The sequence below is a fragment of the Clostridium sp. AF22-10 genome, assembly GCF_003478725.1.
Taxonomy (GTDB): Bacteria; Bacillota; Clostridia; order Lachnospirales; family Lachnospiraceae; genus Otoolea; species Otoolea fessa.
The window spans coordinates 1-12,469 of sequence record NZ_QUFZ01000037.1 but is presented as its reverse complement, the minus strand read 5'-3'; the positions used below and the strand labels follow the sequence as shown (position 1 = coordinate 12,469).

Genomic DNA, 12,469 nt, shown 5'->3' with positions numbered 1-12,469 from the left:
AAAACCATCACAGAAAACAAAATTTTCACCAGATGATGAATTATATTATCTTGAGAAAAATTACAAACAAAAATATGGTTCAGATATATTCATTGGTTGCTTCATAGATATTCCTGATGATGCAGGAGTTTATCATAAATGGATAATTATTGAAAAAGAGATAGCTAATCAATTTCCAAAATATCTTATTTTGCCAGCTAATTATGAATTATCATGGATTGAAAGAGATAGTTCAAGACGTATTAAACGAAAAATGTGGTGTTGCTTGAGAAGTCAAAATTCTTACAACAGTGGACTTTGGACCGATCTTAGATTTACTTCACAAGAGAACCAAGATAAAGTTTGGATGCCATTAAATTCAATCACTGACAAATTTTGGTATACAGATGATCAAGATAAAAATATGAGGCTTTTAGTTTCTGCTCCAACAGATCATCCTATTGCATGGAAAATTAGTAAATGTGAAAATTCTCAACCATTAGGCATCCAAAAACTTACGCTTTACCAAACATTTTATAATCAATTCACTGATTATATTGAAAAGGATTCTGATGGTAATATTATCGGAATGTGGGCTGATTATTACGATAGTAAAATTGAACCAGTCCCAGATGTAGATATAAGACATGAGTTATCCGCTCCTATCGCTGAAATCTCAGCTTCTAGTTATTCCCTTAAAGTTGGCGGAAGTTATAAAACACTCACAACAGAGATTACAAAAGAGTCATCTGTAATTACATCTCAATATTCTGACGCTACTTTCACATGGTCTTGTAAAATAGATGATGAAGAATATACAGATAAAGTTATATGGAGAGAAGCGACAAAATTTAATCAAATAAAATTAAAGTTTCCTCCAGATTCTTCAATGTTGGGTAAAAAAATTCAAGTAGAATGTGCTGTCGAAAAAGATGATAAAGTTATTAAAGCAAAGATTTTAGAATTACAATTAATTGAATAAGAGGTGATGTTTTATGGAACGGCTTGTTAAAAAAGATGATCTTCTCGAAAAGCTCAGAGAATATAGAACATCTCCTGATGATGAAAATATTTATTATAAGCAGAAAATTAAAAATGCTCTGCTTACCTGTCCTGAACTACTCTATGCTCTTCATGAAGAAAAATATGAAGACGAGTTGTTTGACGATGATGGAAACATCAACTGGAATCCAGAAACACATGAACCATATGGTGAATGGAGTGCTTATTTTGGAGAAAATTCTAATATTCGTCCAGAATTATTTATTCCTGAAACACAAACAAATATTAAACATTTTATTTGCTATCAGGTCAGTTTTGATGATATGCCAAAATATAATTCTACACAAAAATATATGGAGATTAAATTTAATATTTTTTGTAAGGAAGGGGATATCCTAGATGAACTCACAGGTATTCCACGACATGACTTAATTGCCTCTATTATTAGAGAACGAATTAATTGGTCAAATTTATTTGGCGCACAAGCTAAATTAATTTCATCAAAAGAATCTGTAACGGACAACCATTATGTAGTCAGAACAATTATATTCCAAGTTGTTGAGACTAATGGAATTTATAAAACTACAAAAGGTAAAACATCAATCAATAATTACCAAGTAAGGCGGTGATTGTTTGGATGTTTTAGAAAGCCTTGATAGTCTCCAAGCGGCGGTAGTTGCTGACGAGGTTAAAAAGGCAGAAAAAAGTAAAAAACCAAAATATCATTTTGATAAACTAAAAATGTATTTTGGTCGAGACATTACGCTTCATAATGTAAAAATTTCCATCCCTAATATGAAAGATATTATTGATATTGGGGAATCTGAATTCTATTCCTGCGCCTCTCCTTTTCTTAATAATCCTACGTCAATTCGTGTTCTTCTTTATGATGCTTTCCATAAAGATTGGACCAAGACGAAGGATATAGAGGTGTTTTATATTTTACTTCAAACGGTAAAAAATAAAGCACCTCTAAAATTATTATTCAAAGATTTAGATTTTGATAATTTAAAACTTGTACATGGTACAAAAAATATAGATGGACAAGATACAAATTGTTTTGTTCTAGTTGATCCAAAACAAAAATTGACAATTTACGAAGATGATTATGCTGAGATTGCTGAATACATCAGAGAAATGTTTCATGTCCATCCTAAAACAGAAAAGGGCAAAGGAAAGACAACTAAGTTATGGATGCTACAAGAAGACAAGATGAAAGCTGTGGAAGAGATAAATAAGAAGAAAGAGAATTCTTCTACTCTTCTATCATTAGTATCTTCTTGTGTAAATCATCCCGGCTTTAAATATAAATTGGAAGAAATAGAAAATATAAATTTTTACTTTTTTATGGACGCAGTTGCACGTATTCAAAAATATGAACAAAGTAACGCTGCGCTACATGGCGCGTTTGGTGGAATGATATCTATGAAGGATCTTCCACAAGACCTAATCAATTATATGAGTGAGCTTTAATGCTTACTCATTTTTTATTGAAAATTTTTATTTTATAAGGAGGAAATACATATGGCTTTTAAGCTAGGTGACGTAATCGTAGACAGACTACAGTTTGGCTATGGCGCAAAATCTAATGGTACACCACTGTATGCTCTTACTCAGCTAACAGAAGCTTCTATTGAAATTACAGCAGATTCTACTGATATTAATGATAAGGATGGCAACCTGATTTATCGTAAGTACACAGGTAAGAAGGGTGAGGTAACGACTACTAATGCGTTTATTAACCTCGCTGTTGCTGAGACTCTAGCAGCAAATGATGCTGAGATTGCAACTGATGATCACGGCGTTGTAATGCCAATGATTCAGATTGTTAAGGCTGGTGAAACTCTTGACATTACTGATTATGTTGAGGTTCTGTAGTTGTAAGTTCTCTATCTCCAAAGGGTTCTATGGGTAAGGAAACTTATACTCTTGGTTCTGGTAAGGAATCTGCAACAGAGTTCTACATTAAGCATACAGATGAAGTAAAAGATTCGGGAGATCAGCATGTAACTACACCAGCTAGTGACATTCTGACACCACCAACAGCAGAAGGGGAAACTCAGTATATTGTTAAATACAAGAAAACAATCCATAATGGTGCAAAGATTACCAATACTGGCAAGAAATTCCCGAAGGCTCATGAACTATTCTTCAAGGCACTTGTTGTTGACAAGTGTGATACTGAGACATTAAAGGGTGTTATTATTCATATTCCATCATTTATGCCATCTCCAGAATTTACTCTTGCTCTTCAGGGTGGTGACTCTCAGACGATGGATTACAAGGGAGCTATGATGCTTAACGCTTGTTCTCCAGATCAGGAACTCTTCTCTATCTACTATATTGATGAGGAAGAGGAAGACATCTAATTTTAGATTCTTAGAGGTAGGTACTCTCCTACCTCTTTATATTTACTAAAGGAGTGAAATTAAATGTCTGACAGAAAAACAAGAATTTGTGCTTTATGTAAAAGTCAATATCAATTCTGTCCTCAATGTTCTCCAGATGATGCAAAAAAACCAACTTGGTATTTTACATTCTGTTCTGAGAATTGTCATGATATTTATGCTCTTACATCTGGATATGAAGATGGAAGAATTAAAGATATTGACGCAAAAGCAAAATTACAAAAACTAGATTTATCTAAATTAGAAAACTTTGGTCAGAGTTATAAACTCTCAATTGCTGAAATTAATGAAGCAAAGAAACCAATGATTAAGATTAAGTCAGTAAGTAAAACACCTACTGAAAATGTAGATGATAAAAAGAGAAAAAGGTTGTAAAGAAGCCAAAGGAAATTGAGGCTGAAGACGTTGAATAGTGATTTTTTTAAATTCTGAAAGGGAATATATAACATCACGATTCGATGAAATATATTCCCTATTTTTTACGATTTTCAAAATCACACAGGATAAAAAGGAATAATAAAACATGAAAGTAAAATCAAATTTAAAGCCACGAAGTTATACTCAGAATGAAGTGGTTAGAATTGTAAATCAGAAGCAATATCTAACCTATATTAAAAATGGTGTTTATCCTATTGATATGTACGCCAGTATTGACGAAAAGACAGACAATACAATTTTAGCTATGATTTTCTTAAAAGAAGATACTTCTGAAGTATATAAGAAATGGTGTAATTATGAGTTAAATTAAGGGGAAATTATATATGAACGATTTAACATTTTTAACAGAATTTGCTGTTCCGATTATTGTTGGTGTATGTTTATGCGTTGGATATGTGATTAAGAATGTATCACTACTGATGCTATTAATAAATATATTCCATTAATTATGGCAGTTTTAGGTGTTGTATTGAATATTTGGATCAATATGTCATTTACTCCTGAGATTTTATTGGGCGGTATGTTTAGTGGCTTATCCAGTACAGGCTTATACGAAGTATTCAAGCAGCTCATCAAGAAATAAGAAGGTGGGCGTATGAATGGATACAATAGAAAATTTATTTAATATTGAATGGCAAGTTGTAATACTTGGAGTTATTACTGCTCTTTTTGCATTCAAAGCTATTGTTGAAATATTTAAATGGTTATTATTTGACTTTTTAGGTATAGAAACAAAAGCTATGAGAATGAAACGAGAAGAACATGAATTGTTATTAAAAACTGCAAATGATTTAAAAGATTTATCTGCACGTCATTTAGAAGATGTGAATCAATCAATAAAACACGACGAAAAAATTCAAGAGAATTTAGATTCGTGTATAAATGAGATCAGGGAATCTCTTAAAAAAACGCAAGATGCCATTACTCAATTTGCAGAAAATAGAGTTCACGATAGAGAGCAAAGTTTTACGATTCAGAAAGAATTAACAACTAGCATTGCAAAATTAGCTAAATCAGATTCATCTCGTGATGAGCAAATAAATAATATAATGTGGGCACAAAAAGAATCTCTTGCTGATAAAATAAATCAGAAATATAAACATTATATTGCTATTAACGGTATTCCCGAAGATGAGGTTGACGAATTTGTATCGCTTCACCAGGCATATAACGGAGTTGGTGGGAATCATCATGGAGATGCAAAATTCAATTATTGTATGGAACATTTACCGATTATACCAGTAGAGGTTAAATTAAAATACGATTAAAGTTCATTATACCACAAAAATTACCAATTCTGGTTAATATTTTCTTATGTATTATATGAATATACGAAATAATTCTAAGCATACTACATTACATGAAGAATAAAGTTGGTGAATATAGGTATAAACAGAATATATCAATATCAGAATTGTCCAAGAGATGTGGACTTTCTTCTACTGCTATTTCTAATTTAGAAAATGGATATACTTCTGATATTTTATTATCTCATGCAGTCGCTTTATCTTTTGCGTTACATGTAGACTTATATGAATTATTTTGTATAAAGAGATAAAGGAGATGTATGCTTATGGGAATGTATTATAATGTAATTTGTGAAGAAATCGAAATAACAGGTGGAAAAGTAATTCATATTGACAAGAATTTAGGGAATATGAATGATGTCCATAAACTTGTCTGTGCAAATATCAGCAAATATCCAAATGCTAAATGGGAATTATATCCTATGGCGATCAATAATTAAGATCATTACATACAACAATATATTAAATATGAAAGAGCAGTTTCTTCGGAAGCTGCTCTTTTGTGTTATGTAAAAGTGTCTTTACCACTCGCTAGTCATGTGGTAAGGGCATTTTTATTTTGGAAGAAAGGAGAATAAATGAGCAGAACAAAATTTAATGTAGATAAAGACAAAAGTAAGCGCACTTATAATGATATAACTTTTGATTCTATTTTAGAAATGAAATATTATCGTGATGTTCTTTGCCCTTTAGTGGAGAGTGGCGATGTGGTTAATTATGAGTTACAAAAGCCATATGAGTTACAACCAAAGTTCATACATAATGGTAAATCTGTTCAACCAATTAAATACGTGGCTGACTTTTTTGTTGTTTATAAAGATGGTCACGAAGAGGTTATTGATACAAAAGGATGCCAGATAGTGTTGCAATTTTAAAACGAAAATTATTTTGGTATCACTATCCCACTGTTGATTATAAATGGATTTGCTATTCAAAAATAGATGGAGGTTGGTGCGATTATGAATACGTTAAGAAACAACGAGCAGAACGAAAACGAAACAAAAAATTATAAAGTTTATATGCATACAAATCTTATAAACGGTAAGAAGTACATTGGTATTACAAAACAAAAACCTGAAAGAAGATGGAAAAATGGATGGGGTTACTATGACAAATCAGGAAGAGTGTATTTTTGGAAGGCAATACAAAAGTATGGGTGGAATAATTTTAAACATGAAATTATAGAAGATAGATTATCTTTTGAACAAGCAAAAGAGAAAGAGAGATATTATATTTCTTATTATAATTCTTCAGATAATTTAGATGGTTATAATTTAACGCTTGGTGGGGATGGTTTTTTAGGTAAAAAAAGAAGTCAAGAAACAAAAGATAAAATTAGTGAAAAAGTTAATTTATATTTTAAAAACAATCATGGTTATTGGTATGGCAAGCACATTCCATCAGAAGCAATTAAAAAGCAAAAAGAAACAAAGCGATTAAATCCATATCATCACACAGAGGAGTGGAAGAAAAATCATAGTCAACAATTAAAAGGTGCAAATAATGTAAAATCAAGACCTGTTCGTTGTATCACAACTAATGAAATTTTCGCAAATGCAAAAGAAGCCTCTGAATCGTATAAGGGAGCAGATTGTTCCAGAATACATAAATGTTGCAAAGGATATGGCAAGTCATCTGGGAAACATCCTATTACTGGTGAAAAATTAAGATGGGAATATGTGGACAAAGAGAATCCACGCACAGAAATAACAGTAAATATATTAGATTAAAGGAGATACATGGAATATGAAGATTTTAGAATTTGTGAACGGATATAAAGAAATTACAACAGATAAAGCAAAAGAAAATTATTTTAAGAAGAATGTGAATATTAAAACATATCTTTCCAATTCTAAATAAAATTACTATCGCTGAAAGAAATTGCTGATGTGGTATGTTTTGAACATGAAAAATACATCACTGAATCTGGAGAAGAAAAAAGTAGATCTACTATGAATGTACAGGTAAATACTCCTGTTCAGTATCTTCTTACTTGTAGAGCTATTGTAGAAAATTATACAGATCTTGAAATTGAAGATACTTCTTTTTACAAGGAATTTGATCTACTTCAGGAAAATGGTATCATGGATAAAATTCTTTGCACTATTCCAAACGATGAACTGAAGAATTTTGAAGCTATTGTAAATATGAAACGCGAAGATATTTTATATAATCATGGCACAGTAAAGGGATTCATCAGTGATAAAGTTGAGAGAATTTCCATGATTAGCTCTACTGTTCTTAAACCAGCAATGGAGAAAATTGCTACTGAACTTCAGAATATGGATGATGATAAGATTATGAAACTTTCTGATAGATTTTCAAAAGTGATGGAAAAAGTAATGAAGAAAACTAAATAATTTTATATATAAATGCAGAAAAGCCACGACTGGTTTGCCGTGGTCTTCTGTAAATCTCCTGTTATTCCTTGTTTCTCCCTTTATTCCTTGTGTCTTTCTAATTCTTATAGAAAGAGCAGCTAAATTCGAAGCCTTTAAGAAAGCTTAACTTTACATATATGTCTTTTATACGGTGGTTTCGTACATAAAGACAAAATGCAACTAAGATTATTAAAAGCCCGATGATGATAAAAATACTTGTCATCACCTATATGCTCCTTTCTAACACAAGTGTGTTGTAAAGCTTTGTGGAGAAATTTGGATTTCTCATCTGATAATAGCGTGCAGCGATTACACCACTTTCGAATGTAATCTGTTATCAGATGATTGTATTATAACATAAATATATAACTTTGAATAGAAAAACAGCACCGTATTTCTACGGTGCTGTTTTCCTGCCTCCTGTTGTACTTCTCCTTTGTAATAAGTCTTAGGCATTACAATTAGCCATATTGTAAGCTCAAGATAAGGAAAATACATTTGTAATGGTCATTTGTTCTATTGACAATTATATCATTGAATTACAATTTGTCAAGTAGACGCTTTCTCTATTTAAAATAATTTATATCTCAAGAACTCGTAAACATAGGATTTGAATTATAGGTTTTGTGTAGTAGAAGTTGGCTATTCTCCTACTGTTCTATCTAATTAATCATTTTAAGTAGATACTCACGTCTGTAAAACTAGATTATACTATTTTTTTATTATCTCTGTAGACTGTGTATATAAATCCCAAGACTGCAACACAGGTAGAAACAATTGAATAAATGGTTTCCATTACTGTGTATATAAATCCCAAGACTGCAACACAGGTAGAAACAATTGAATAAATGGTTTCCATTACAGTTATGTCCTTATCTACCTATATTTACCACAGATACTAATATTATAACATACGTGAGGAGAAAATTAAAGTTATATTTCAGAACAAATGTTCGTTGAAGAAACATATTATTTGAGTCTCATAAGTGTCAAACCTTATGAGACTATTTTTTATTTATTTTATTATTGAGAATTTTGGAGGATGTTATGGCAAATGGTAAATTATCCGCTATGGTTTTAAAAGATATAAACAAATTAGAAAAGAATTTAGCAAAAGAATGTGCGCCAAAAATTAATAAACTTTTTAAGGAATCACTAAATTTTGCGATGTTGGATTGGTATAACGATTACGATCCAAAAAAGTACAATAGAACTTATAACTTTATGAAAGTTTTAAATACCGCAAAGACAACTGGTTCTGGAACAACTATTACTATGCAAGCTGATTCCTCTTCTATGTCTGATTATCAAGGTTTTGATGAACCACCATATAGAGGATATGAAAAAGAACCATTACCTGCGAGTTTGGCATTTGATTTCTTTTTTATTAATGGTGAACACGGTCATGGTAATTGGATGATGCATAGATCAATTCCACCATTTATGACAGTAGATCGTGATGTAGATGATGGTTTTGGAAACCGAGTACAGGATATTATTAGTGCAACTATGGGAAGTCTTTTAACAAAAAAATAGTGAGGTGATTTATACATATGTCAGGAATAGCATCATGGCAAGCGGAAATTAAGCTTGATATTAATGATTTAAAGAAAAGACTTTCTGAAGCTGAAAAAGAGCTTGGGGAAGTCACCGAAAAAGAACATAAAGTAAAATTAGATATAGATACAAAAACATTAGATTCAGCTATTAAGAAGCTGGATAAGATGCTTGATTCTCTTGGTAAAGGTACTGGAGATTTTAAACAGTTTGAGAATTTATCAAAAGAATTATCGGAAATTACATTTGAAGTAAAAGATTTTAGCAAGGCATTTGGTAAATTAGATGATTCAGGTGCTAAGACACTACTTTCTTCCATTCAGAGTATTGATAGGTCACTTTCAGAATTGAGTCAACATATTCTCAATGTTAATAAAAACATGGGTAATATGGGGAATAATACAAGTAGTGCTGTTAAGCAAGTAGAGAATATTGGTAATACTGCGGCTGATGCTGTAAAACAAGTAGATAAACTTGCAGATGCTCAGGGTAAACTTGGTAATAAAACGAATATTTCAAAAGAAAGTAAAGAAAGACAAAAAGAAATCGAAGCAGAACAAAAATTAGCTGAATCCAAGAGAAAGTCAAGACAAGATGCTAGATATTCACAAAAATCTTCTGTCGAAAAAGCATTAAAAGATCAGGAAAGTGCTTGGAAAAATATTCAATCCATTCGTGAGAAAATTTCTAAAACATCTGATTCTGCGGAAATCGAAAATCTTCAACAAATTAAAAAAGGATATCAAGAACAATATGTTGAAGCTAATAAGGTATTAAAAGCTAATTCTGATTTATATGATAAGGAATTACAGCGTTCTAAACTTCAGCAGATTAAGACTGATACAAATAAGAGAATTGCTGAACCTCAAAATAAAAATGAAGAACAAGCCAGAAATAAAGCTTCTAAATATATAGAATCAGCACAGAAAAGATTAAAGAATGCTATTTCTAAATATGATTATGGTGACACTTCTGAAGCTTCTGCCGAGTTAGAAAAGTTAGGCAAGGCATGGGCTAACTTTGCTACAAAAGACAATCCTAATCCAACATTAGAGCAAGTTGAAGCTCGAATGAAAGAGATTGATAATACTATTGCTTCTATTATTTCTAAGCTCAAGACTGATCATACTTCTAATTTAAAGAAATTAAATGATGAGATCAAGGATGAAGATAAATCTAAAAAGAAGAAAGATTCCGAAAAAAGAAGAAAACTTCTGATGAAAATGCTACTAAATGGAGTACGTTCAATAATGATTTAAATAAAACCAAGAAATCAGAAGAGCGAAAACTTCAGGGAAAATCTATTAACAAGCAAGCGAAATCTATTGAACAGTTAGAAAAGGAATTAGAAGATTTTCATACTCAAGGAATTATTAGTGAAAAACAGTTTACAGATGCTAATAATAAGATAAATGGTATCAAACAACATCTTCAAGATATGAAGGATGATATCAATAAGAATTTCACTGACAACTTAAATAAATCCGTTGAGAAATATCAGAAAGAACTTGATAAAAGACAAAATAAGCCAGAAAATCAAAATCAAGGAAAACCTTATAAAGATGCACTCAATGAATTCTCTTCTAAACTCAAAGAATTAGAAGCTATTCAAACCAAAATTAGAAATAACAAAGGTTTAGCTACTGAGGAAGATAAAACCAGAGTAGAAGAATTAACTAATGAAATCGAAAAATATTCAGATGCTTTAAAAAATATGTCTGCTGCTAATAAGGGTTCTACTGAAATTTCTCGACAGAAGGAACTTCAAAAAATTGGAGATTATCTTCAGAGAAATACTAAGATTTCAGAAGAAGCCAAAGCAAAATTAAAAGCTTACATGACTGAATTAAAGAGTGGAAGTGCTTCCACTAATATTGAGCATATTCATACAGAGTTCTTAAAAATTGCACAAGCTGAACGAGAGGCTGGTAGAGAGGGCAAAAGTTTCTTTAGTGTCATTAAAGAAAAAGTTTTCTATGGAGCTGCTGGTTCTATTGCTTCTTATTTTGGTATTAATGATTTAATTCAATATGGTAGACAAGGTATTGAGACTGTACGTGAACTTAATACTGCTCTCACAGAGATGAGAAAAGTTTCTAACGAATCTCTAGGAACATTAAAAGAATATCAGTCAACTACATTTGATACTGCAAATGATGTCGGTACAACAGCAAAACAAATCCAAGATTCCACGGCTGATTACATGCGTTTAGGAGAATCATTACAAGACGCTGCTGAAAGTGCTAAAACAGCAAATGTATTATTAAATGTATCTGAATTTGATAACATCGAAGATGCAACTAAATCTCTTGTTTCTATGGGTCAGGCATACAAAGATTTAGATAAAATGAGTATTGTAGACAGGCTAAATGAGATTGGCAACAACTATAGCATCTCAACCGATGAATTAGCATCTGGTCTTCAAAAATCTGCTGCTACTCTCTCACTTATGGGAAATACAATTGATGAAGCTGCTGCATTGATTACAACAGCCAATAGTGTAATTCAAGATTCGGATAGTGTCTCAGCAGGTTTAAGAACGATTTCTCTTCGTTTAGTTGGTACAGAAGAATCAGAAAAAGAACTTTCTGCTATGAACGAAGAAGTTGACGCATTTGTTAAATCTACAAATTCTAAAAAGCAACAAATCATTAAAGACTACACTGATGTAGCTTCTAACAATTATCAAGGTTTTGATATTCTTGATAGTAATGGAAATTATAAAAATACATATCAAATCCTCCTCGGTATATCCAAAATCTACAAAGAAATTCAGGAGCAAGACAAAAAGCTTGGTACAAATCATGCTGTGGCTTTAGTCGAGGAATTAGCAGGTGAACTTTTGCCTGAAGAATGCGAAAGCATTTCTTATAGAACATATTTAACTGCAAGGGCAGCCTAAAATTTCATGCCACAATATAGGGGAAACCACTATATGAAGGATTAAAAAGTTGAAAATGTAACAATGGCTTGTTTGCAACGAAGCACCCTAACGTACCCCGTAGATCATACGGTACTTTAGCCGAGGGTGAACGCTCAACGATCATCCCCATGTCGGGATTTGGAAATATTTTTCAAGGAAACGGAGAATATATAAATAAGGGTGGAAATCCCGAATATCCAAATCATTAGGAGTAGGACGTAATCGCAAATGACGTTGGTGAAAATCCATTAAATCGAAAAGGTATGAACCCTAACGTAAAGTCGAGGGTTTAAAACATGATCTATACTTTATTGAAAAATGAAGAATTTAATTATGCTAAAATAAGGAGTTTTATGAGAAATAAATGGACAAAAGAAGAATTAGATTTTATAAAAGATAATTATAAAAATATGAATGATAACGAATTATCTAGCTACATTACTAATCATACACCAGATAGTATTGCTGTTAAAA

Annotated in this window: 16 protein-coding genes; all 16 read left to right on the top strand. The window is 31.5% G+C overall.

Annotated features, from left to right (window positions below; all coding sequences use genetic code 11):
* Window positions 1-961: hypothetical protein (locus tag DWX91_RS16820; RefSeq protein ID WP_182435110.1), on the top strand; the 961-nt coding region annotated here is incomplete at its 5' end.
* A gap of 13 nt (window positions 962-974) precedes the next feature.
* Window positions 975-1,610: a hypothetical protein gene (locus DWX91_RS15545; RefSeq protein ID WP_118539650.1), complete on the top strand. Its 636-nt coding sequence runs from the start codon at window positions 975-977 to the stop codon at window positions 1,608-1,610.
* A gap of 4 nt (window positions 1,611-1,614) precedes the next feature.
* Window positions 1,615-2,454 carry a hypothetical protein gene (locus DWX91_RS15540; RefSeq protein WP_118539648.1) on the top strand — a complete coding sequence of 280 codons (840 nt, stop codon included), beginning with the start codon at window positions 1,615-1,617 and terminating at the stop codon, window positions 2,452-2,454.
* A gap of 51 nt (window positions 2,455-2,505) precedes the next feature.
* Window positions 2,506-2,859, top strand: coding sequence for a hypothetical protein (locus tag DWX91_RS15535; RefSeq protein ID WP_118539646.1), 354 nt, complete (start codon window positions 2,506-2,508; stop codon window positions 2,857-2,859).
* 29 nt (window positions 2,860-2,888) lie between these two features.
* Window positions 2,889-3,350, top strand: a complete 462-nt coding sequence (locus tag DWX91_RS15530) for a hypothetical protein (protein WP_118539644.1) — start codon at window positions 2,889-2,891, stop codon at window positions 3,348-3,350.
* Window positions 3,351-3,413: 63 nt separating this feature from the next.
* Entirely contained in the window at window positions 3,414-3,764 is a 351-nt protein-coding gene (locus tag DWX91_RS15525; protein ID WP_118539642.1) for a hypothetical protein, read from the top strand.
* Window positions 3,765-3,912: 148 nt separating this feature from the next.
* Window positions 3,913-4,137 (top strand): hypothetical protein, encoded by a 225-nt coding sequence (locus DWX91_RS15520; RefSeq protein WP_118539640.1) that lies wholly within the window; start codon window positions 3,913-3,915, stop codon window positions 4,135-4,137.
* A 138-nt stretch (window positions 4,138-4,275) separates the two neighbouring features.
* A complete protein-coding gene (locus DWX91_RS18295) occupies window positions 4,276-4,410 on the top strand; it encodes a phage holin family protein (RefSeq protein WP_412693931.1) in 135 nt (44 codons plus the stop codon).
* A gap of 16 nt (window positions 4,411-4,426) precedes the next feature.
* Window positions 4,427-5,095 (top strand): hypothetical protein, encoded by a 669-nt coding sequence (locus tag DWX91_RS17660; RefSeq protein WP_243099079.1) that lies wholly within the window; start codon window positions 4,427-4,429, stop codon window positions 5,093-5,095.
* Window positions 5,096-5,400: 305 nt separating this feature from the next.
* On the top strand, window positions 5,401-5,574 hold the full coding sequence (locus tag DWX91_RS16815) for a hypothetical protein (RefSeq protein ID WP_182435109.1): 174 nt from the start codon (window positions 5,401-5,403) through the stop codon (window positions 5,572-5,574).
* Window positions 5,575-5,712: 138 nt separating this feature from the next.
* Window positions 5,713-6,009: a DUF1064 domain-containing protein gene (locus DWX91_RS15500; protein WP_243099078.1), complete on the top strand. Its 297-nt coding sequence runs from the start codon at window positions 5,713-5,715 to the stop codon at window positions 6,007-6,009.
* Between the two features lie 84 nt (window positions 6,010-6,093).
* Window positions 6,094-6,864, top strand: a complete 771-nt coding sequence (locus tag DWX91_RS15495) for a GIY-YIG nuclease family protein (protein WP_182435108.1) — start codon at window positions 6,094-6,096, stop codon at window positions 6,862-6,864.
* A 159-nt stretch (window positions 6,865-7,023) separates the two neighbouring features.
* Entirely contained in the window at window positions 7,024-7,494 is a 471-nt protein-coding gene (locus tag DWX91_RS15490; protein ID WP_147354428.1) for a hypothetical protein, read from the top strand.
* A gap of 1,068 nt (window positions 7,495-8,562) precedes the next feature.
* Window positions 8,563-9,051, top strand: a complete 489-nt coding sequence (locus DWX91_RS15485; protein WP_118539632.1) for a hypothetical protein — start codon at window positions 8,563-8,565, stop codon at window positions 9,049-9,051.
* 17 nt (window positions 9,052-9,068) lie between these two features.
* Window positions 9,069-10,331 carry a hypothetical protein gene (locus tag DWX91_RS15480; RefSeq protein WP_118539630.1) on the top strand — a complete coding sequence of 421 codons (1,263 nt, stop codon included), beginning with the start codon at window positions 9,069-9,071 and terminating at the stop codon, window positions 10,329-10,331.
* 179 nt (window positions 10,332-10,510) lie between these two features.
* Window positions 10,511-11,974, top strand: a complete 1,464-nt coding sequence (locus tag DWX91_RS15475; RefSeq protein ID WP_118539628.1) for a phage tail tape measure protein — start codon at window positions 10,511-10,513, stop codon at window positions 11,972-11,974.
* The last annotated feature ends 495 nt before the right edge of the window (window positions 11,975-12,469 follow it).